Raw genomic sequence first — 20,593 nt, 5'->3', positions numbered from 1 at the left:
CCCGCTCGCGCGGAATGACGATCTGCTTAGCCCTGACGCTGCTTGTGGCGCGGGTTGCTCTTGCAGATCACCATGACGCGGCCGTGACGACGAATGACCTTGCAGTGATCGCAGATCGGCTTGACGCTGGGCTTGACCTTCATGATGTTTCCTTAATGGTTCGCTGTCCTCGTACTCGCGGGGCGCCGCGAGCCGTTACTTTCCAGCGACCTACTTGTAGCGGTAGACGATGCGGCCGCGGGTCAGATCGTAGGGCGTCAGCTCCACGATCACGCGATCCTCGGGGAGAATGCGGATGTAGTGCTGGCGCATCTTTCCCGAGATGTGGGCGAGTACCTTGTGTCCATTGGTCAGCTCGACGCGGAACATCGCGTTCGGCAGAGCCTCGACAACCTGTCCCTCGATCTCGATGACGCCGTCTTTCTTCGCCATAGCCTCACTATCGCTTGCGTAGGTGTGTGCTGGTCTTGCGAATGCCCCTCGTCCGTCTCGCGGGCCCGAGCCGTGACGGCAACCGGGAACGCAAAAACAGGCGCAAAGCACCAAAGATCAAGCGTACCCGGGCGTGGCGCATTTGTAAACCCGGGGTTTACGACACGCCGGGCGGGTTACGGGATGGGGACGGGCGTGATCCCGAGGGGTACGAGGCCGCTGGCACCGCCGTCCTCGGCGGTCAGCACCCAGATGCCCCGGTCGTGCACGGCCACGGTGTGCTCCCACTGGGCGCTCATCGATCCGTCGGCCATGGTCACGGTCCAGTCGTCGTCCTCGACGACGGTGTCGATGCCGCCCGCCGAGATGATGGGCTCGATCGCCACGACGAGCCCCGGCTTCACCTCGGGGCCGCGCCGTTTCACGGGAACGTTGAAGACCGGTGGATCCTCGTGCATGCTGCGGCCGATGCCGTGGCCGATATAGTCCTCGAGCACGCCGAAGTCGCTGTGCGAGCGCACGTAGCCGGAGACCGCCTCGCCCACCTCGTTGAGGTGGGCGGCCGACGCGAGCCGGGCGATGCCGCGCCACATGGCGGCCTCGGTGACCTCGCTGAGCTTCTCGAGAGCGGCGGTGTGCTCGGGGCGGGCGGGATCCGGGATCACCGCGGTGATCGCGGCGTCGCCGTTCCAGCCCTGCACGACCGCGCCGGCGTCGAGCGCGACGATATCGCCGGGCTCGAGGGGGCGGTCGGTGGGGATGCCGTGCACGACGTGCTCGTTGACGTTGGCGCAGATGGTGTGGCGGTAGCCGGGCTCGAGCATGAAGTTGGGGGCTCCCCCGCGCGAGCGGATCGCGTCCTCCGCGATCGCGTCGAGCTCGAGCGGGGTGATCCCCGCGCGCACCGCGTCGCGCATGGCCGCGAGGGCGGCGCCGGTCGCGAGGCCCGGCACGACCATCAAGCGCAGCTGGGCCGGCGACTTGTAGATGGAGCGGCGCAGGATCCCCCGACGGGCCACGGTTTAGCTCTCCACCGGTGCGGCGAGCTTCGACTCGAGGCCCTCGGCGATGCGGGCCGCGACCTCCTCGACGGTGCCGAGCCCGTCGACGGTGACGAGGATGCCTCGCTCGGAGAACAGTTCGATGAGCGGGGCCGTCTGCTGCGCGTAGACCTGCTGACGGTGACGGATCACGTCTTCGGTGTCATCGGCGCGGCCCTCGATCTCGGCGCGCTTGAGCAGGCGGGCGACCACGGCGTCGACGTCGGCCTCGAGCAGCACGACCGCGTCGAGCGACGAGCCCTCGAGCATGCCGTCGAGAGCGTGCACCTGGTCGACGGTGCGGGGGTAGCCGTCGAGCAGGAAGCCCGCCGCCGCATCGGGCTGCGCGAGGCGATCCTGCACGATCTCGTTGGTGAGCGAGTCGGGCACGAGCTCGCCCTTCTCGATGATCGCCTGCACGCGCTTGCCGAGCTCGGTGCCGCCCTTGATGTTGGCTCGGAAGATGTCGCCCGTCGAGATGGCGGGCACGCCGTAGCGCTCCGCGATCGCGGCGGCCTGGGTGCCCTTGCCGGCTCCGGGGGGGCCGATGATGAGCAGGCGGGTGGTCTGGGTGTCGGTCACTTGAGGAGCCCTTCGTAGTGGCGCTGCTGCAGCTGGGCGTCGATCTGCTTGACGGTCTCGAGGCCGACACCCACGATGATGAGGATCGAAGCGCCGCCGAACGGGAAGTTCTGGTTGGCTCCGAAGAATGCGAGCGCGATGAGCGGGATCAGCGCGATGACGCCCAGGTAGAGCGAGCCGGCGCTGGTGATGCGGGTGAGCACGTAGTTGAGGTACTCGGCGGTGGGTCGGCCGGCGCGGATGCCGGGGATGAACCCGCCGTACTGCTTCATGTTGTCGGCGACCTCTTCGGGGTTGAACGTGATCTGCACGTAGAAGAAGGTGAAGCCGATGGTGAGCAGGAAGAAGACGAGCATGTAGATCGGCTGGTCGCCGTAGACCAGGTTGTTCTGGATCCACACGACCCAGGCCTTCGGCTCCTCGCCGATCTGGGGCTGGTTGAACTGGGTGAGCAGCATCGGCAGGTACAGGATCGCGGAGGCGAAGATGACCGGGATCACGCCCGCCATGTTGACCTTGATCGGGATGTAGGTGCTGCTGCCCCCGTGGGTGCGGCGGCCCACGACCCGCTTGGCGTACTGTACCGGGATGCGGCGCTGCGACTGTTCGACGAACACCACGGCCGCCACGACGACGAGGCCGACGGCGAGCACCAGGAAGAACACTTCCCAACCCTTCGACTCCTTGATCATCCACATGGCGCTCGGGAAGGTCGCGGCGATCGAGGTGAAGATGAGCAGCGACATGCCGTTGCCGATGCCGCGCTCGGTGATGAGCTCGCCGAACCACATGATGAGGCCGGTGCCGGCGGTCATCGTGATGATCATGATGAGGATCGCCCACCACTCCTGCGAGACGAGGTTCTGGCAGGCCTGGTTGGAGACGGCGCCGAAGAGCTGGCCGGAGCGCGCGACCGTGATGAGGGTCGTCGACTGCAGCACGGCGAGCGCGATGGTGAGGTAGCGCATGTACTGGGTGAGCTTGGCCTGGCCGGCCTGGCCCTCCTTATGCAGCGCCTCGAAGTGCGGGATCACCACGCGCAGCAGCTGCGTGATGATGGAGGCCGTGATGTAGGGCATGATGCCCAGCGCGAAGATCGACAGCTGCAGCAGCGCGCCGCCGCTGAACAGGTTGATCATGTCGTAGAGGCCGGAGGTGCTGTTCGCGTTCGCCGCCAGGCAGGCCTGGACGTTGTTGAAGTCGACGAACGGTGCCGGGATGAATGAACCGAGTCGGAACAGCGACACGATCGCGAGCGTGAAGACGATCTTCCGTCGCAGATCGGGAGTCCGAAAGATCCGTCCGATGGCGCTGAACAAAATCTGCCTCCTGGGAACGTCGTGAGGGCCTTCGCCTGACGACGAGAACCGATTGCACCAGCCTACATGTCGGTTGGGGCGTGAAAAACGGGGACCCGCCGAGCGGGATCCCTCAAAAGATAAAGCGGGGGTGGGCGGAGCAGCACGTGTGCCGACTCCGCCGCGCCCCCGCTACCCGAGTCATACCCGAGTGTTCGAGTCCTGACGGACCCTTACTTGATCTCTCCGCCGGCGGCGACGATCTTCTGCTCTGCCGAGCCGGAGACCTTGTCGACCGAGACGGTGAGCTTCACCTGCAGGTCGCCGTCGCCCAGCACCTTGACGGGCTGGTTCTTGCGCACGGCGCCCTTGGCGACGAGATCGTCGACGGTCACGTCGCCACCCTGCGGGTAGAGCTCTGCGAGCTTGGCGACGTTGACCACCTGGTACTCGGTGCGGAACGGGTTCTTGAACCCGCGCAGCTTCGGGGTGCGCATGTGCAGCGGCATCTGCCCGCCCTCGAAGCCGGCCTTCACCTGGTAGCGAGCCTTGGTGCCCTTGGTACCGCGGCCTGCCGTCTTGCCCTTCGACCCCTCGCCGCGACCCACGCGGGTCTTGGCCTTCTTGGAGCCGGGAGCCGGACGGAGGTGGTGCGCCTTGAGCACCTGCTCGCGCTCCTCGTTGTTCTCGCTCATGCGTCGATCTCCTCAACCTCTACAAGGTGAGCGACAGCGCGCACGTAGCCGCGGTTCGCCTGGGTGTCCTCACGAACGACCGACTGGCCGATCTTCTTGAGGCCGAGGCTGCGCAGGGTGTTGCGCTGGTTCTGCTTCTCACTGATAACGGACTTCGTCTGCGTAATCTTCAGGCTCTTCGCCATTACGCACCTGCCTTTGCCTTCGCGGCAGCGTCGGCCGCGGCCTTCGCCTCGGCGCGCACGATGCGGGCCGGGGCGACGCGGTCGAAGTCGAGACCGCGGCGGGCTGCGACGGAGCGGGGCTCCTCGAGCTGCTGCAGCGCCTCGACGGTCGCGTGCACGATGTTCAGGGTGTTCGACGAGCCGAGCGACTTGCTCAGCACATCGTGGATGCCGGCGCACTCGAGCACGGCGCGAACCGGGCCACCGGCGATGACACCGGTACCGGCAGCGGCCGGGCGCAGCAGCACGACACCGGCAGCGGCCTCGCCCTGCACGGGGTGCGGGATGGTGCTGCCGACGCGGGGCACGCGGAAGAAGTTCTTCTTGGCCTCCTCGACACCCTTGGAGATGGCGAGGGGCACCTCCTTCGCCTTGCCGTAGCCGACGCCGACGGTGCCGTTGCCATCGCCCACCACGACGAGCGCGGTGAAGCTGAAGCGACGGCCGCCCTTGACGACCTTCGAGACGCGGTTGATGGTGACGACGCGCTCGAGGAACTGGCTCTCGTTGCGGTCGCGTCCGCCGCGCTCGCCACGGGTCCCGCGATCACGGCTGCCGCGACGCTGCTCGCGGGGCTCGTTGCGGTGATCCTGAGCCGGGGCCTCGGCGGCCTGAGTCTCAGCAGACACTTCCTGCTCCTTCGTTTCGTTGCTCACAGCGCCAGCCCCCCTTCGCGAGCGCCATCGGCGATCGCGGCGACACGGCCTGCGTACTTGCTGCCGCCGCGGTCGAAGACGACAGCCTCGACACCGGCGTTCTTGGCGCGTTCGGCGACGAGTTCGCCGACCTTGCGCGCCTTGGCGGTCTTGTCACCGTCGAACGAGCGCAGATCGGCCTCCATCGTCGAAGCCGAAGCGACGGTGACGCCCTTCGAGTCGTCGACGATCTGGACGAAGATATGGCGCGCCGAACGGTTCACGACGAGGCGGGGACGCGCCTCGGTGCCGACGATCTTCTTGCGCAGGCGGGTGTGGCGGCGGATACGAGCAGCCGTACGACCCTTAGCCCGAGATACTGAAGCGGCCATGGGTTACTTACCAGCCTTTCCTGCCTTGCGGCGGACGTTCTCGCCCGCGTAGCGAATGCCCTTGCCCTTGTAGGGCTCCGGCTTCTTCAGCTTGCGGATGTTGGCGGCGGCCTCGCCGACCGCCTGCTTCGAGATGCCGCTCACGGTGATCTTCGTGTTGCCCTCGACTGCGAGCGAGATGCCCTCGGGAGCATCGACGTTGACCGGGTGCGAGAAGCCGAGGGCGAGCTCGAGGCCCGTGCCCTTCTGCTGCACGCGGTAGCCCGTGCCCACGACCTCGAGCTGCTTGGAGTAGCCCTCGGTGACACCGATGATGTTGTTGTTGATGAGCGTGCGGGTGAGACCGTGCAGCGCTCGGGAGTCGCGCTCGTCGTCGGGACGGGTGACCAGAACCTGGCCGTCCTCGAGAGCGACGCGGATCGGCTCGGCGACGACGAGCGACAGCTCGCCCTTCGAACCCTTGACCGTGACCTTCTGGCCCTCGATCTTGACGTCTACACCACCGGGAACGGTGATGGGAAGCTTACCAATACGTGACATGACGGCTTACCACACGTAAGCGAGGACTTCCCCGCCGACGCCCTTCTGCTCGGCCTCGCGGTCGGTGAGGAGCCCCGAGGAGGTGGACAGGATCGCGATGCCGAGGCCGCCGAGCACGCTCGGGATCTCGGCGGAGCGCGCGTATACCCGGAGGCCGGGCTTGGAGACGCGCTTGATGCCCTCGATGGAGCGCTCGCGGTTCGGGCCGTACTTCAGCGACATGGTGAGGGTGGTGCCGACGCGAGCCGCCTCCACCTTCCAGTCCTTGATGTAGCCCTCGCGCTTGAGGATCTCAGCGATCCGCTCCTTCAGCTTCGAGCCGGGGAGCGAAACGTCGTCATGATGCGCAGAGTTGGCGTTGCGCAGCCGGGTCAGCATGTCTGCTACCGGATCAGTCATCGTCATGAGTGACTCTTCTTTCTCGCCTGGTATCACACACCGTTACACGGGGTGCGACCTGGGTGACACACGGATCGGGTGCCCGGGAAACTCCCGGACACCCTCTCCGCTTGGACTATTCAGTTATTCCGACTTGAAGGGGAAGCCGAGCGCCTTGAGCAGCGCGCGACCCTCGTCGTCGGACTTCGCGGTGGTGACGACGGTGATGTCGAAACCACGCACCCGATCAATCTTATCCTGATCGATCTCGTGGAACACACTCTGCTCGGTCAATCCGAAGGTGTAGTTGCCGTTTCCGTCGAACTGCTTGGGCGAAAGGCCGCGGAAATCGCGGATTCGCGGCAGTGCGAGGCTGATCAGGCGATCGAGGAACTCCCACGCGCGATCACCGCGGAGGGTGACGTGCGCGCCGATGGCCTGGCCCTCGCGCAGCTTGAACTGCGCGATCGACTTGCGGGCCTTGGTCACCATGGGCTTCTGGCCGGTGATCTTGGTGAGGTCGGCGATGGCGCCCTCGATCACCTTGCTGTCGCGAGCCGCGTCGCCGACACCGGTGTTCACGACCACCTTGACGATGCCCGGAACCTGCATGATGTTGGCGTAGTCGAACTCCTCGCGCAGCTGCGGAACGATGTCGCTCCGGTACTTCTGCTTGAGACGGGGCTGAACCTTGGTCTCAGTCATTTAGAGGTCCTTCCCAGACTGCTTGGCGTAGCGCACGCGAACGGTCTTCTTCTTGCCGTCCTTCTCGACCTCCTCGACGCGGAACCCGACGCGAGTCGGCTTCTTCGTCTCGGGATCGACGATGGCGACGTTGGAGACGTGGATCGGGGCCTCGACGGTCTCGATGCCGCCCTCGCGGGTGCCTCGATCCGACTGGCCGACGCGCACGTGCTTCGTGACGTAGTTCACGCCCTCGACGACCACGCGGTCGCTTTCGGCGAGCACCTCGATGACGCGCCCCTGCTTGCCCTTGTAGCCGCCGCGATCCTGCGACGGGCCCGAGATGACCTCGACGAGGTCACCCTTCTTGATCTTTGCGCCCATAGGACTAGATCACCTCCGGTGCGAGCGAGACGATCTTCATGAACCGCTTGTCGCGCAGCTCACGGCCGACCGGCCCGAAGATACGGGTGCCGCGGGGCTCCCCGTCGGCCTTGAGGATGACGGCTGCGTTCTCGTCGAAGCTGATGTACGAGCCATCGGCACGACGGGTCGACTTGCGAGCGCGGACGACGACGGCCTTGACCACGTCGCCCTTCTTCACGTTGCCGCCGGGGATCGCGTCCTTGACGGTCGCGACGATCGTGTCGCCGAGACCGGCGTAACGACGCTTCGAGCCCCCGAGCACACGGATGGTGAGCAACTCCTTGGCGCCGGTGTTATCGGCGACCTTGAGTCGGGATTCCTGCTGAATCACTTGTTACTCCTTCAGTCAGTAAGCGCGAGGCTTACTTCGCCTTCTCGAGGATCTCGACCAGACGCCAGCGCTTGGTGGCGCTCAGCGGACGGGTCTCGTGGATGAGCACGAGATCGCCGATGCCGGCGGTGTTCTGCTCGTCGTGGGCCTTGACCTTCGACGAACGGCGCATGACCTTGCCGTACAGCGGGTGCTTCACGCGGTCCTCGACCTCGACGACGATGGTCTTGTCCATCTTGTCGCTGACGACGTAGCCGCGGCGAGCCTTACGGTAGCCGCGCTGTTCCTTCTCGACCTCAGCCATTCTTAGGCCTCCTTCGTCTCAGCGGCGGCGTCCGCCTGCTCGGTCTTCTTGCTGCTCTTCTTCGCCTTCGCGGGAGCAGGGGCGGCCGCCGGGGTGACCCGGAGGCCGAGCTCGCGCTCGCGCAGCACGGTGTAGATGCGAGCGATGTCGCGCTTCACCTGGCGTACGCGGCCGTGGCTCTCCAGCTGGCCGGTGGCCGACTGGAAACGAAGGTTGAAGAGCTCGGCCTTGGCCTTCTTGAGCTCCTCGGCCAGACGCTCGTCCTCGAAGCTATCGAGTTCGGTGATGGCCAGTTCTTTGGTACCGATCGCCATTACGCGTCGCCCTCCTCGCGCTTGATAATACGGGCCTTGAGCGGCAGCTTGTGGATCGCGCGGGTCAGCGCCTCACGAGCGAGCTGCTCGTCGACGCCGGCGACCTCGAAGAGCACGCGGCCCGGCTTGACGTTGGCCACCCACCACTCCGGCGAGCCCTTACCGGAGCCCATGCGGGTTTCCGCGGGCTTCTTGGTGAGGGGACGGTCGGGGTAGATGTTGATCCACACCTTGCCGCCGCGCTTGATGTGACGGGTCATCGCGATACGAGCGGACTCGATCTGACGGTTGGTCACGTACGCGGGGGTGAGGGCCTGGATACCGAACTCGCCGAAGGCGACCGTGTTGCCGCCCTTCGACTGACCGCTGCGGCTGGGGTGGTGCTGCTTGCGGTACTTGACTCGACGGGGAATCAGCATGCTTACTTCTCCGCTCCTGCTGCAGCGGGTGCAGCCTCGGCCTGAGCGCCACGGGGCGCACGGCGACGATCGCCGCGGTCGCGCGACGGCTTCTGGGCCGCCTGCTCGCGAGCGAGTTCCTTGTTGGTGAGATCGCCCTTGTAGATCCAGACCTTCACGCCGATGCGGCCGAAGGTGGTCTTCGCCTCGTAGAAGCCGTAGTCGATGTTCGCGCGCAGCGTGTGCAGCGGCACACGACCCTCGCGGTAGAACTCCGAACGGCTCATCTCGGCGCCGCCGAGGCGGCCGGAGACCTGGATGCGGATGCCCTTGGCGCCCGCGCGCTGAGCGCCCTGCAGGCCCTTGCGCATCGCGCGGCGGAAGGCCACGCGTGCGGCGAGCTGCTCGGCGATGCCCTGCGCGACGAGCTGGGCGTCGGCCTCGGGGTTCTTGACCTCGAGGATGTTGAGCTGGATCTGCTTGCCGGTGAGCTTCTCGAGGGCGGCGCGGATGCGCTCGGCCTCGGCGCCGCGGCGGCCGATGACGATGCCGGGACGCGCCGAGTGGATGTCCACGCGGACGCGGTCGCGGGTGCGCTCGATCTCGACGCGCGAGACGCCGGCGCGATCGAGCTGCTTCGTCAGGTGCTGGCGGATCTTGATGTCCTCGGCCAGGTAGTCGGCGTAGCGCTGACCCTTCTTGGTCGAGTCCGAGAACCAGCGCGACACGTGGTCGGTGGTGACCCCGAGGCGGAAGCCGTAGGGATGAATCTTCTGGCCCATACCGTTAGGCTCCCTTCTTCGCGGCCGCGAGCTCGTCGGCGGTCTGCAGAATGACCGTGATGTGGCTCGTGCGCTTGTTGATGCGGAATGCGCGACCCTGTGCGCGGGGGCGGAAGCGCTTGAGCGTCGCGCCCTCGTCGACGAAGGCGCGAGCCACGACGAGCTCGTCCTCGTTGAAACGCAGGTTCTCGTTATCGGCCTTGACGCGCGCGTTCGCGATCGCCGAGGCGACGAGCTTGAACACGGGCTCTGCGGCGGCCTGCGGGGCGAACTTCAGGATGGCCAGGGCCTCCTGGGCGTTCTTACCGCGGATCAGGTCAACAACGCGACGGGCCTTCTGGGGGGTGATGCGGATATGACGCACGCGTGCGATCGACTCCACCATTTCTCTTCCTCCTTCACGTCACCGCTTAGCGGCGACGGCCCTTCTTGTCGTCCTTCACGTGACCACGGAAGGTGCGGGTGGGCGCGAACTCGCCCAGCTTGTGACCCACCATGGTTTCGGTGACGAACACCGGGATGTGCTTGCGACCGTCGTGCACCGCGATCGTGTGGCCGAGCATGGCCGGGATGATCATCGAGCGGCGCGACCAGGTCTTGATCACGTTCTTGGTGCCGGCTTCGTTCTGGGCAACCACCTTGTGCAGCAGGTGGTTGTCGACGAAGGGGCCCTTCTTGAGACTACGAGGCATCTTCTACTCTCTCCTACCTGCCGTTTAGCGCTTCTTGCCGGTCGGACGGCGACGCACGATGAGCTTGTCGCTTTCCTTGTTCGGGTGGCGCGTGCGGCCTTCCTTCTGACCCCAGGGGCTGACCGGGTGGCGACCGCCCGAGGTGCGGCCTTCGCCACCACCGTGCGGGTGATCCACCGGGTTCATGACGACACCGCGCACGGTCGGGCGGACGCCCTTCCAGCGCATGCGGCCGGCCTTGCCCCAGTTGATGTTCGACTGCTCGGCGTTGCCCACCTCGCCGACGGTTGCGCGGCAGCGCACGTCGACGTTGCGGATCTCGCCCGAGGGCAGACGCAGCTGGGCGTAGGGGCCGTCCTTGGCGACGAGGCGAACCGACGCGCCGGCGGAACGAGCGAGCTTCGCTCCCCCGCCCGGCTTCAGCTCGATCGCGTGGATGACCGTACCGGTGGGGATGTTCTTCAGCGGCAGGTTGTTGCCGGGCTTGATATCGGCACCGGCGCCCGACTCGATGATGTCGCCCTGCTTCAGCTTGTTCGGGGCGATGATGTAACGCTTCGTGCCGTCCTCGAAGTGCAGCAGCGCGATGCGCGCCGTGCGGTTCGGGTCGTACTCGATGTGCGCGACCTTGGCGTTCACGCCGTCCTTGTCATTGCGACGGAAGTCGATGACGCGGTACTGGCGCTTGTGGCCACCGCCGATGTGGCGGGTGGTGATGCGGCCCTGGTTGTTGCGGCCGCCCGTCTTGGGGAGCGGGCGGAGCAGCGACTTCTCAGGGGTCGAGCGCGTGATCTCGGCGAAATCAGCGACGCTCGAGCCACGACGACCCGGGGTCGTCGGCTTGTACTTGCGAATAGCCATGTTGTGTTCCTCTTCGCCCCTTCTACAGCGCAGCCGTGAAGATGTCGATGGAGCCCGACTTCAGCGTGACGATGGCGCGCTTGGTGTCCTTGCGCTTGCCCATGCCAAACTTCGTGCGGCGGGTCTTGCCCTTGCGGTTGAGGGTGCGGATCTTCTCGACCTTCACGCCGAAGACCTGCTCGATGGCGAGCTTGATCTCAGTCTTGTTCGCGGTCGGCTGCACCTCGAAGGTGTACTGGCCGTTCGCGTCGATGAGGTTGTAGCTCTTCTCCGAGACGATCGGGCGGATGATGACGTCGTGTGCGGACTTGTTCAGGCTCACTTCGTGTCCTCCTTGGCGGCTCGGCCGGCGACGAACGCGTCGAAGGCAGCCTTGGTGAAGACGAGATCGTCGCTGACGACCACGTCGTAGGCGTTGAGCTGATCCTGGTACAGCACGTGGACGTGCTGCAGGTTGCGAACGCTGAGCACGGTGTTCTCGTCCTCGCGGACGACGACCACGAGCACGCGCTTGCCCGGCGCGACCGACGCGAGGAACTCGCGAGCCGACTTGGTGCTGGGCTTGTCGCCGATGCCGAACGACTCGACGATGTGCAGACGGCTCGCGCGGGCGCGATCCGAGAGCAGACCGGTGAGCGCGGCAGCGATCATCTTCTTGGGGGTGCGCTGCGAGTAGTCGCGCGGCACGGGGCCGTGCACGATGCCGCCGCCGCGGTGCTGCGGCATGCGGACCGAACCCTGGCGGGCGCGGCCGGTGCCCTTCTGCTTGAACGGCTTGACACCCGAACCGGAGCGCTCGCCGCGGTTCTTGGTCTTGTGCGTACCCTGACGCGCAGCTGCGAGCTGAGCGGTGACCACCTGGTGGATCAGCGGGACGTTGGTCTCGGCGCCGAAGATGGCCTCGGGAAGGTCGACCGAGCCGGCCTTCTTACCCTTGGCGTCGAGCACCTCGAGCTTGGTAGCGGTAGCCATGAACTACGCCCCCTTCACTGCGTTGCGAACGAAAACGAGACGACCGCGAGCGCCGGGAACCGCACCCTTGACCAGGATGAGACCCTTCTCGGCGTCGATCGCCTGCACGGTGAGGTTCTGCACGGTGACGCGCTCGCCACCCATGCGACCGGCCATGCGCTGGCCCTTGAAGACGCGACCGGGGGTCGCGGCGCCGCCGATGGAGCCGGGCTTGCGGTGGTTGCGGTGAGCACCGTGCGAAGCCGAGACGCCCTTGAAGTTGTGGCGCTTCATGGTGCCGGCGAAGCCCTTGCCCTTCGAGGTGCCCACGACGTCGATCTGCTGACCGGCCTCGAAGGTGGCGTCGACGGTGAGCTCCTGGCCGAGGGCGTACTCGGCCGCGTCGGCCGTGCGCACCTCGGTGAGGTGACGGCGGGGCGTGACGCCCGCCTTCTCGAAGTGACCGGCCGAAGGCTTGTTCACCTTGCGGGGATCGATCTGACCCGCGGCGATCTGCACGGCGCTGTAGCCGTCGACCTCGGGGGTGCGGATCTGGGTGACCACGTTGGGGGCCACCTCGATGACGGTCACGGGAACGACGTTGCCGTTCTCATCCCAGACCTGCGTCATACCGAGCTTGGTGCCCAGAAGACCCTTCACGTTGCGTGCTACTGACATGTTCGGATCCCCCCTTAGAGCTTGATCTCGATGTTGACGTCGGCAGGCAGATCGAGACGCATGAGCGAATCGACGGCCTTCGGGGTGGGATCGACGATGTCGATCAGGCGCTTGTGCGTGCGCTTCTCGAAGTGCTCGCGGCTGTCCTTGTACTTGTGAGGCGAACGGATCACGGCGATCACGTTCTTCTCCGTGGGGAGCGGCACGGGGCCGATCACGGTCGCACCCGCGCGGGTCACCGTGTCGACGATCTTACGTGCGGAGCTGTCGATGACCTCGTGGTCATACGACTTCAGTCGAATGCGGATCTTCTGTCCCGCCATGTGACTCTCTACTTTCTACTTGCGTCGTACCGCATGCCCCTGAGCGTGTCGAAGGGCCGGCGGCATTGGACGTCTTGCGTACCAGCGCCCTGGCACACGCACTCCGATGAGCGCGCCGTGCTGGGTCTCTGTTCACCTGTCAAGAACCGCGCCTGCGACGTGCGCAGGGACGGCCCCGCACACATGAAGCGACCGGGCTTTCGCCGAGCCGCTTCGATGCACGGGTGGTGTTCGCTACCCGCGGCCTAACCCGAACCGTCTCGCTCCCCGATCATGTCGGAGTGCCGAAGCGGCGGTTATGCACTGCCTGGCAGTGATCCGCACCGAGGCGCGGAGTACTGAACCTGTCTATTCTCGCACGGGGAAGTTGGTTGATGCAACCCGGGCGTGTCGCGGTTCGGGATCGCGCGCTCGCTAGGCGGGGACCCCCGGCGCGTCCTCGCTTCGCTCAGCCGCGCCAACCCCGATGCGCTCGCTCTCCGCGATCCCTCACCGCCTGAGAACGGCTCCCCGATACGCGCAGAACTCCAGTCTCCTCACCGCCCTTCAGGGAGAGGCCGATGGACCGCGGCTACGGCTGTGTGCGCGCGGGCAGCACTCGCGGCAGCAGCGAGTAGCAGACCACCACGGCGAGCCCCGCGACGAGCAGCGCGAGCGTGCCCCAGAGCCCGGTGAAGAGCGAACCGATGCCGAGCAGCGAGGCGACCGCCGTGCACCCGGCGGTGATCGCCGAGGCCTGCACGTGCGTGTAGCCGAGCTGCTGGATGCGCTGGTAGACGTGCTCCTTGTGGGGTTCGTCCCACCGCTTGCCGGCGCGCACCCGCTTCACCAGCGTCGCGCCGACGTCACCGAAGTAGATCACCATCGGCCCGATGGTGGCCAGGAACGGTATCCCTGCGACGAGGGCGGCGAAGCTCGTCACCGCGACCGAACCGCCGAGCAGGTAACTGCCGACGTCGCCCAGGAAGGCGCCCGGCTTCGTGAGGTTCCAGGGCAGGAACCCGCCGAAACCCGCTGCGAGCACGAGACCGACGACCAGCAGCCACCCGTGACCGGTGAGGTATCCGACAACCGCGAACGTGAGACCCGCGATGACCCCGTGGAAGCCGCTGATGCCGTTGAGCCCGTCCATGAAGTTCGCGACGTTGATGTAGCTCGAGATGAACAGCACCGCGTAGACGGCGAGCAGCAGCAGCCCCCACAGCGGCAGGTCGGTCTCCAGCCATCCGCTCACCCACTGCAGGAAGACGGGGCTCACGAGCCCCGACGAGCCGCCGAAGAGCTGGGGCTGCCAGAGCAGCGATGCGGCCACGCCCGAAGCGATGAGCAGCAGGCAGAGGCTGCGCACCCTGACGCTCAACCCGCGCAGGTCCTCGGCCAGGCCGAGCAGACCGGCCGCGATCGAGCCGGCGACCACGGTGATCGTGTTGGTCGAGACGTACGGGTAACCGAGCAGCGGGTAGACGAGCGCCGCGAGGATCCCGCCGGCCGCCATCGCGATGAGCACGGCGAGCCCGAGCCCGCGCAGCACGGGGCGCTCGTGCGAGGATCGCTCGTTGGGCACGTCCATGATGCCGAGCTTCATGAGCAGCGGCTTTACCGCGAACGGCAGCAGCAGGCTGAGCGCGAGCGTCAGCGCCCCGATCCCGAGCACCGTACCGAGGCCCGTCACTGCACCCGCTCCTCGGCGGCTTCGGTGAGGTCGAGGCGGGCGATCCAGCCTTCGTGATCGAGCACGTCGGGCGAGATCGTGTCGACGTGGGCGTGGGCGATCTTGGGGTGGAACGGGCGCTCGTCGCCCTCGCCGCGGCCCACGAGCTCTTCGTGCAGCTTCTCGCCGTGGCGCAGACCGGTGTAGACGATCTCGATGTCTTTGCCGGACTGCGCGATCATGCGACGTGCGACGTCGACGATGCGCACGGGGTCGCCCATGTCGAGGATCAGCACCTCGCCGGGTCGCCCGATGCCGCCGGCCTGCACGACGAGCTGGCAGGCCTCGGGGATCGTCATGAAGAAGCGGGTGACGTCGGGGTGGGTGACGGTGAGCGGGCCTCCGGCCTCGATGAGCTTGCGGAAGGTGGGCAGCATGGACCCGCGGCTGCCGATCACGTTGCCGAAGCGCACGGAGAGGTAGCGCTGCCCCGTCTGCTCGGCCATCCAGGCGGTCAGCTTCTCGGCGACCCGCTTCGAGTGGCCGAGCACGCTCGTGGGGTTCGCGGCCTTGTCGGTGGAGATGTTGACGAACGTGCCGACGCCGGCGCTGCGGGCGGCGCGCAGCACGTTGAGCGTGCCGATCACGTTGGTCTTCCAGGCCTCATCGGGGTACTGCTCGAGCATCGGCAGGTGCTTGAGCGCCGCCGCGTGGAACACGACCTCGGGGCGCTGCTCCGAGAAGATGCGCTGCAGCGTGGCCTCGTCGCGGATGTCGGCGAGCACCACGTCGTTGGTGTCGAGCAGCCCGTGCCCGCTGATCGAGAGCTGCGTCTCCTGCAGGGCGGTCTCGTCGCGGTCGAGCATGATGAGCTCGCTCGGCGCGAATCTCGCGAGCTGGCGGCAGAGCTCGGAGCCGATGGATCCGCCCGCGCCCGTCACGAGCACGCGCCGGTCCTGCAGGTACTCGGCGATCGACTCGGTCTCGAGCCGCACGGGGTGGCGCCCGATGAGGTCCTCGATCGAGAGTTCGCGCACATCCGAGATCGCCGAGGCGTTCTGCAGGATCTGCTCGAGCGGAGGCAGCACCATGGCGGTGACGCCGGCGCGGTCGGCCGCCTGATCGACGCGCCGCATCATCGTCGCATCGGCGTCGCCGATGCAGACGATGAGTCGGGTGGCGCGGGTCTGGCGCACGATGTCGGCGAGGTCGCTGAAACCGCCGAGCACGCGCACGCCGCGCACCTCCTGGTGCCGCTTGGCGGGGTCGTCGTCGATGAACCCGACCGGCAGCACCGCACCCTTGGCGTCGGTGAGCAGACGCTTGGCGGTCTGCACGCCCAGGTACCCCGCGCCGTAGAGCAGGGTCCGCTCGGCCTCGGCGCCGGGCTTCAACTGCCGCTCGTTGTAGAGCCGCAGCACGTATCTGGCGACGCCCATGAGGCTGAACGTGATGGGGGCGGCGATGATCATGGTGCTGCGCGGGATGCCGTTGCCGTAGCCGACGAGGAACGCGAAGACCCAGGCCACGACCATGACGGCGATCACGTCGAGCACGATCGCCCGAACCTCGTCGAAGCTGCCGACCTCGTAGCGGCTGCGGTACAGCCAGAACGCCCAGCCGCCCAATAGCTGCAACAGCACGGTGACGCCGATCACCGCGAGCGTCCAGCCCCAGTGAATGCGGTTCAGGTTGAAGTCGAAGCGCAGCACGAGCGCCGCGAGAATGCCCACCGCCCAGGAGGCGGCGTCGAGCAGGAACAGGAGCCCGTACTGCCTGGTGAAGTGGGCGACGCGCTCACCGAGGGTCTGCGGCACTCGTACTCCATTCGCTCTGCTGAAACGACCCGAGAAAGAACCTCAGGAACACCTTCGAGGATACCGCGCGCCGCGCGCTCCCCAGCCGACCCGGCCGGGTGCGCCGCGGATCCTGCGCGGCTCCGACGCACGAGAGCCCGCGCCTCGCACCGCTCCATTTCGGTGCGGTGCGAGGCGCGGGCTCTGCTCGGGTGCCGGGAGGCGGTGGGGTCTCAGCACCCGAGCCGGGGCTGCAGGGGGTGAAGACTAGCCCCGGGCCTGGGTCCGGTCAGACCGGGATCGGCGGCGGGGCCGCGAAGCTCCTGCCGCCCGGCGGCCCGAGCGACGCGACGCCGCTCGCGTCACCGCCGTATTCCCACTCGTCCGACCAGAAGACGAACTTGAACTTCTTCTCGTTGATGGTGTGGTCCCACTCCTTGGTGAAGAGTTTGAGCTTGACCTTCACCGCGTAGCCGAGTTCGGCGAACACCTCGGCCGAGAGCACCCACTTGTTCTTCGCCACGCTGTATTTGATCTCTCCGGCTATGCCGGCGCGTATCGAGATGTCGAGCTGGGGGCCGGCCACACCGTAGAGCGCGGTGTTGGGGGCGAACACCGGGCCGACGGCCAGCTCGCCCTCGAACTCCGCGTTGATGTCGGCGATCGGGCTGAACCCGAGCGGCAGGCTCGACGACTTGGTCGGCTTGTTGAGCGATTCCCACCCCTTCTCGGGTGTGTACTGCGTTCCGACCGTGTCGGTGCGGGAGAATCCGATCTTCGCGGTGGCGGTCGCCTTCAGCTCGAGGGTGGCCTTCATGACGAGCTCGATCGTGTTCTGCAGCACGATCGGCACGGGACCCGCCATGATCGTGGTGATCGGCAGGTTGATCGACATCACCCGCTGCGACAGCGTCAGCGCTCCCTCGAATTTGATGAAGAGCGATATCGCGGCCTGCGCCTTGAGCGTGTTCGACACCTCGATGGCGAACTTGGTGACGGTGATGCCGGTGGGGATCACCCGCCACTTCCAGGTGATCTCGGTCTCGAGGGTGAATTTGAGCGACGGCAGAGCCTGCGCGGCGAGCGAGATGCCGACACCGCCCTTGACGCTGCCCTCCTTCGCCCATTGCTTCACCTCGTTCGCCACCTCGGCCTCGGGGTCGGCCGAGGACGCACCGACATCGGTGATGCCCCAGCTCTTGTCCCTCTTCACCAGCTTGGTGTTGACCTTGATGCCGAACGCGGTCGAGAGCTCTGCGCTGACCGCCGGTCGAATGCCGCCGGGCGCACCGTTCTTCAGCACGGCCGACCTGATGTCGGGCTGGCCCGCGGTCGCTCCGACCATCTCGATCGGCGTCGGGGGGCACGGGATCGCCGAGGTGTCGGTGCCGGTCGGGTCGCACTCGTCGGGGAAGGGATCGAGGTCGACGTCGTCGCCGGTCACGATCTCGGCGGTCTCGTAGCCGACATCACCCGGCAGCCGCTCCGCTTCGACCTCGACGGGGGCTCCGTTCTCTTCGAGACTCGCCTGGAAGTTGGACTCGTCGAGTTCGCTCTCGCCGAGGTTGTCGTAGTCTTCGTCCTCGTCGATGTCGACCTGCAGGAAAACGTCTTCGATCTTCGCCATGACGGTGCGCACGCGCCACTCGTCGCCGACGCGGTCGAACGACTCGACCTCTGCGAAGAGGCCGCTCGGCGTGGCCTCGGTGGCTCCGGAGATCAGCGTGTCTCCCGGCTTGACGGTGCGGCTCGCCGAGACGTAGACCGTGTCGGGCTCCTCTGCGACAACGCGGCCGTCGAAGACGCCCGGAGTCTCGTTCAGCACGTGGATCTCGGGGTCGATGACCGTGTCGTCCTCGGTGAAGCGGTGCACATCCAGGCTGACGTCGGCGCGCTTCGAGTTGTCGCCGCGGTCGAAGGCCTCGACCGAGTAGGCGAAGGTGCCGCTCTGCGGCGCCGAGAGGTCGGCCTCCCAGCGCAGCACGCCCGCTTCCTCCCACACGTCGGCGTAGCCGAGGATCCCGTCGACGGCGTCGACGGAGATCTCCACGCGGTCGAGGCTCGGGGCGACGCCCTCGCTCGTGATCGTGCCGCCGAGGGTGAAGTAGCCGTCCTCGGAGAGATCGACGCCCTCACCCTGCTGATGCGTGTCGATCGAGATCTCGAAGTTCTTCGTGGCCTGTCGCTGCTCCTCGCCGAGAATGTCGCCGACCGGCAGCCACGACAGCTGCGCCTCGCCTCGCCGCAGCGTGTAGCCGTCGCCGTCGTCGTCGCTGCCGGTCGAGGCCGGCACGATCACGAGCTGCGGCGCGGCGCCGCGCGCGGGATCGACCACGGCGCCGCGCGCCCGGCCGCTGTAGGCGGGCCCGAACTCGAAGAAGCTGCGCTCCGTGGATGTCGTGGGCGCGAGGGCCACCAGACCGATCGAGTAGGCCGCGTCGGAGTTCCGGGTGAGGGTCGCGAAGTCGTCGCGCCGTTCGGTGACCTTGTCGGTGAAGGTCTCGTCGAGGCTCGAGGTGGGCACGAAGCTGCCCGGCAGGCTCAGCTGGGTGCCCTGGTCGGGTGCGTCGGCCATCCAACCGATCACGTGCAGGCTGAGGTGCCCGGTCGCCCCAGCGAGGCTCGCGGGCACTCCCCCGTCGGCGTCCGGCGAGAGCACGGTGGTGAAGGTGCTGACGCCGGCGGGCAGCGACACACGCTGGGTGCCGATGTCGAGCGTTCCCGCCCCGTCGAGCTCCGCGGTGATCGTGACGTAGGCGCCGCGCACGCGCTCAGTCGGCACGCCTCCCTGGCCGGTCAGGCCGACGTGGATCGGCTCCGATCCGATTCCCGTTCCGGCGAGGCCGCTGCGGGTGTCGGCGCGGAGCACCGGCTCGGGGAGGGCGATCGTCGATCCCGGCTGCGCCTGCGAACCGTTGAACGCCGCGAGCGCCTCGACGCGCACCTGCACCGGCGCGTTCGCCCAGAGCTGGGCGCGGCCCTCGGCGTCGATCGGCACGAGCACGGTGGTCGACGCCGACACGCCAGCCGGCGTGCGCAGCGATGCGACACCGCCCGCCTGGAACACGACCGTGTCCTGCGCGGGAGAGAACACCGAGACCCGCAGCAGCGCCGAACCGTAGCCCAGCGCCGACTCGCCGAGCGCGACGAGAGACCCCGGCTCGGTGCCGAGCACCGCACCGATCCCGACCTCGGAGTCGACTTCGGGCAGACGATCACGGTCGTTCACCCGGTACCCGATCTCGCCGGAGACCGGTGTCGGATCGAAGTCCTCGGGCGCGATCGGTTCGGCGTTCGCCGCCGTCGCCGACCCGAGCACCAGCAGGAACGCGGTCGCCGAGGCGATCGCGAGACGCATCATGTTCCTCATCGTGCCGCCCCCTCTCGCGAGGCGCGGGTGCGGCGAAGCACGTAGACGGTGCCGCCGGCGATCACGAGCAGCGCGCCCGCGACGATGAGCCACGTCGGCTCGTCACCGCCCGTGCGCGCCATGTTCTTCTTCGCTCCGCGGTTCTGATCGCCGTCGGGATCTTCGGCATCGGGCCCGGCGGGCTGCGGCTGTTCGCCGTCGCTCTCGGGCCCCTTCGGGATCGCGATGCGCATGTTCACGCCCTGCAGCACGAGCCCGTTCGCGTCGAGCACGGTGAGCGCCAGGTCGGGCCTGGCCGCCGGCGCCCCGACCCCGGGAAGGATGGTCAGCGTCACCTGGCCCTGAGTCGCGGCGAACTCGCCGTGCAGGCCGAATGTGGTCGCCGTCATCGGCACGTCGAGCGTCGATCCGCCGATCTGGGCGCGCACGGACACCGCGTTCGCCGCCAGACCGCTCTGCTCCAGTTCGACCCAGACCCGCGCCGTGCCGGCGGGCAGCGTGAACTGGCCGAGCCCCTCCGGCTCGGCGGCGTGCGCCGCAGCACCGCTGCCGAGCAGCAACGCCACGAGCAGGCTTCCTATCGCCCCAAGGCGCAATCGTCCTCGCATCCCCATCTGCTTCCCCTTTTCCGGGCCCCGCGAGCGCAGGCTTCGTCCACTCGACAATATGGAACACCGCGGAAGAGGAGAAACGGAGTAGGCGGAAATGCCTACGGCGCTGCGACTCGGCCGGGATCGTGTGCTGCCGGGGCAACCGCAACGGGGGCATCCGAGGCCGCAGAACCGGAACCGCGCAGAGCCCCCCCGCAAACGAGAA

At 67.2% G+C, this 20,593-nt stretch carries 29 protein-coding genes; all 29 read right to left on the bottom strand.

Annotated features, from left to right (window positions below; translation table 11 throughout):
- Positions 1–26: 26 nt before the first annotated feature.
- The 29 genes from rpmJ to Leucomu_RS04030 all read right to left on the bottom strand — a co-directional run bounded on the left by rpmJ (position 27) and on the right by Leucomu_RS04030 (position 20,343).
- Positions 27–143, bottom strand: coding sequence for a 50S ribosomal protein L36 (gene rpmJ, locus Leucomu_RS04170; RefSeq protein ID WP_017885303.1), 117 nt, complete (start codon positions 141–143; stop codon positions 27–29).
- A gap of 67 nt (positions 144–210) precedes the next feature.
- On the bottom strand, positions 211–432 hold the full coding sequence (infA, locus tag Leucomu_RS04165) for a translation initiation factor IF-1 (protein ID WP_017885304.1): 222 nt from the start codon (positions 430–432) through the stop codon (positions 211–213).
- Positions 433–608: 176 nt separating this feature from the next.
- Positions 609–1,451 (bottom strand): type I methionyl aminopeptidase, encoded by an 843-nt coding sequence (gene map / locus Leucomu_RS04160; protein ID WP_128386441.1) that lies wholly within the window; start codon positions 1,449–1,451, stop codon positions 609–611.
- A 3-nt stretch (positions 1,452–1,454) separates the two neighbouring features.
- Complete coding sequence (locus tag Leucomu_RS04155; protein ID WP_017885306.1) at positions 1,455–2,054, bottom strand: adenylate kinase; 600 nt, start codon at positions 2,052–2,054, stop codon at positions 1,455–1,457.
- Complete coding sequence (gene secY / locus Leucomu_RS04150) at positions 2,051–3,373, bottom strand: preprotein translocase subunit SecY (RefSeq protein ID WP_128386440.1); 1,323 nt, start codon at positions 3,371–3,373, stop codon at positions 2,051–2,053. The genes Leucomu_RS04155 and secY overlap by 4 nt, the downstream gene beginning before the upstream one ends.
- A 212-nt stretch (positions 3,374–3,585) precedes the next feature.
- Positions 3,586–4,047 (bottom strand): 50S ribosomal protein L15, encoded by a 462-nt coding sequence (gene rplO, locus Leucomu_RS04145; protein WP_017885308.1) that lies wholly within the window; start codon positions 4,045–4,047, stop codon positions 3,586–3,588.
- A complete protein-coding gene (gene rpmD / locus Leucomu_RS04140) occupies positions 4,044–4,232 on the bottom strand; it encodes a 50S ribosomal protein L30 (protein ID WP_017885309.1) in 189 nt (62 codons plus the stop codon). Before rpmD ends, rplO begins: the two co-directional genes overlap by 4 nt.
- Complete coding sequence (gene rpsE / locus Leucomu_RS04135; protein WP_228407258.1) at positions 4,232–4,900, bottom strand: 30S ribosomal protein S5; 669 nt, start codon at positions 4,898–4,900, stop codon at positions 4,232–4,234. Before rpsE ends, rpmD begins: the two co-directional genes overlap by 1 nt.
- Positions 4,901–4,923: 23 nt before the next feature.
- On the bottom strand, positions 4,924–5,298 hold the full coding sequence (rplR, locus tag Leucomu_RS04130; RefSeq protein WP_017885311.1) for a 50S ribosomal protein L18: 375 nt from the start codon (positions 5,296–5,298) through the stop codon (positions 4,924–4,926).
- Between the two features lie 3 nt (positions 5,299–5,301).
- On the bottom strand, positions 5,302–5,838 hold the full coding sequence (gene rplF, locus Leucomu_RS04125; RefSeq protein WP_017885312.1) for a 50S ribosomal protein L6: 537 nt from the start codon (positions 5,836–5,838) through the stop codon (positions 5,302–5,304).
- Between the two features lie 6 nt (positions 5,839–5,844).
- Positions 5,845–6,243, bottom strand: a complete 399-nt coding sequence (rpsH, locus tag Leucomu_RS04120; protein ID WP_017885313.1) for a 30S ribosomal protein S8 — start codon at positions 6,241–6,243, stop codon at positions 5,845–5,847.
- Positions 6,244–6,360: 117 nt separating this feature from the next.
- Positions 6,361–6,921 (bottom strand): 50S ribosomal protein L5, encoded by a 561-nt coding sequence (gene rplE, locus Leucomu_RS04115; protein WP_128386439.1) that lies wholly within the window; start codon positions 6,919–6,921, stop codon positions 6,361–6,363.
- A complete protein-coding gene (gene rplX / locus Leucomu_RS04110; protein WP_017885316.1) occupies positions 6,922–7,284 on the bottom strand; it encodes a 50S ribosomal protein L24 in 363 nt (120 codons plus the stop codon).
- A 4-nt stretch (positions 7,285–7,288) separates the two neighbouring features.
- The gene (gene rplN, locus Leucomu_RS04105) at positions 7,289–7,657 is read right to left on the bottom strand and encodes a 50S ribosomal protein L14 (protein WP_017885317.1); all 369 of its coding nucleotides are present in this window, start codon (positions 7,655–7,657) and stop codon (positions 7,289–7,291) included.
- Between the two features lie 31 nt (positions 7,658–7,688).
- Positions 7,689–7,961 carry a 30S ribosomal protein S17 gene (gene rpsQ / locus Leucomu_RS04100; RefSeq protein WP_017885318.1) on the bottom strand — a complete coding sequence of 91 codons (273 nt, stop codon included), beginning with the start codon at positions 7,959–7,961 and terminating at the stop codon, positions 7,689–7,691.
- 2 nt (positions 7,962–7,963) lie between these two features.
- Positions 7,964–8,275 (bottom strand): 50S ribosomal protein L29, encoded by a 312-nt coding sequence (gene rpmC, locus Leucomu_RS04095; RefSeq protein ID WP_017885319.1) that lies wholly within the window; start codon positions 8,273–8,275, stop codon positions 7,964–7,966.
- Positions 8,275–8,694 (bottom strand): 50S ribosomal protein L16, encoded by a 420-nt coding sequence (rplP, locus tag Leucomu_RS04090; protein WP_017885320.1) that lies wholly within the window; start codon positions 8,692–8,694, stop codon positions 8,275–8,277. The genes rpmC and rplP overlap by 1 nt, the downstream gene beginning before the upstream one ends.
- Positions 8,695–8,696: 2 nt before the next feature.
- On the bottom strand, positions 8,697–9,455 hold the full coding sequence (gene rpsC / locus Leucomu_RS04085) for a 30S ribosomal protein S3 (RefSeq protein WP_128386438.1): 759 nt from the start codon (positions 9,453–9,455) through the stop codon (positions 8,697–8,699).
- A 4-nt stretch (positions 9,456–9,459) separates the two neighbouring features.
- Entirely contained in the window at positions 9,460–9,840 is a 381-nt protein-coding gene (rplV, locus tag Leucomu_RS04080) for a 50S ribosomal protein L22 (RefSeq protein WP_017885322.1), read from the bottom strand.
- Between the two features lie 25 nt (positions 9,841–9,865).
- Positions 9,866–10,147, bottom strand: coding sequence for a 30S ribosomal protein S19 (rpsS, locus tag Leucomu_RS04075; RefSeq protein WP_017885323.1), 282 nt, complete (start codon positions 10,145–10,147; stop codon positions 9,866–9,868).
- A gap of 24 nt (positions 10,148–10,171) precedes the next feature.
- Positions 10,172–11,008: a 50S ribosomal protein L2 gene (rplB, locus tag Leucomu_RS04070; protein ID WP_017885324.1), complete on the bottom strand. Its 837-nt coding sequence runs from the start codon at positions 11,006–11,008 to the stop codon at positions 10,172–10,174.
- A 22-nt stretch (positions 11,009–11,030) separates the two neighbouring features.
- The gene (rplW, locus tag Leucomu_RS04065; protein ID WP_017885325.1) at positions 11,031–11,330 is read right to left on the bottom strand and encodes a 50S ribosomal protein L23; all 300 of its coding nucleotides are present in this window, start codon (positions 11,328–11,330) and stop codon (positions 11,031–11,033) included.
- Entirely contained in the window at positions 11,327–11,980 is a 654-nt protein-coding gene (gene rplD / locus Leucomu_RS04060) for a 50S ribosomal protein L4 (protein WP_017885326.1), read from the bottom strand. The genes rplW and rplD overlap by 4 nt, the downstream gene beginning before the upstream one ends.
- Positions 11,981–11,983: 3 nt before the next feature.
- Positions 11,984–12,637, bottom strand: coding sequence for a 50S ribosomal protein L3 (gene rplC / locus Leucomu_RS04055; RefSeq protein ID WP_017885327.1), 654 nt, complete (start codon positions 12,635–12,637; stop codon positions 11,984–11,986).
- Positions 12,638–12,651: 14 nt separating this feature from the next.
- Positions 12,652–12,960 carry a 30S ribosomal protein S10 gene (gene rpsJ / locus Leucomu_RS04050; protein ID WP_010156393.1) on the bottom strand — a complete coding sequence of 103 codons (309 nt, stop codon included), beginning with the start codon at positions 12,958–12,960 and terminating at the stop codon, positions 12,652–12,654.
- A gap of 571 nt (positions 12,961–13,531) precedes the next feature.
- The gene (locus Leucomu_RS04045; protein ID WP_017885328.1) at positions 13,532–14,632 is read right to left on the bottom strand and encodes an MraY family glycosyltransferase; all 1,101 of its coding nucleotides are present in this window, start codon (positions 14,630–14,632) and stop codon (positions 13,532–13,534) included.
- Positions 14,629–16,428 carry a polysaccharide biosynthesis protein gene (locus Leucomu_RS04040; protein WP_128386437.1) on the bottom strand — a complete coding sequence of 600 codons (1,800 nt, stop codon included), beginning with the start codon at positions 16,426–16,428 and terminating at the stop codon, positions 14,629–14,631. The genes Leucomu_RS04045 and Leucomu_RS04040 overlap by 4 nt, the downstream gene beginning before the upstream one ends.
- Positions 16,429–16,696: 268 nt before the next feature.
- Positions 16,697–19,777, bottom strand: coding sequence for a hypothetical protein (locus Leucomu_RS04035; protein ID WP_128386436.1), 3,081 nt, complete (start codon positions 19,775–19,777; stop codon positions 16,697–16,699).
- Complete coding sequence (locus tag Leucomu_RS04030; RefSeq protein ID WP_164884506.1) at positions 19,774–20,343, bottom strand: LPXTG cell wall anchor domain-containing protein; 570 nt, start codon at positions 20,341–20,343, stop codon at positions 19,774–19,776. The genes Leucomu_RS04035 and Leucomu_RS04030 overlap by 4 nt, the downstream gene beginning before the upstream one ends.
- Between the last annotated feature and the right edge of the window lie 250 nt (positions 20,344–20,593).

It is taken from the genome of Leucobacter muris, assembly GCF_004028235.1.
In the GTDB taxonomy this organism is placed as follows: domain Bacteria; phylum Actinomycetota; class Actinomycetes; order Actinomycetales; family Microbacteriaceae; genus Leucobacter; species Leucobacter muris.
This window is presented reverse-complemented; position numbering and strand designations above follow the sequence as displayed.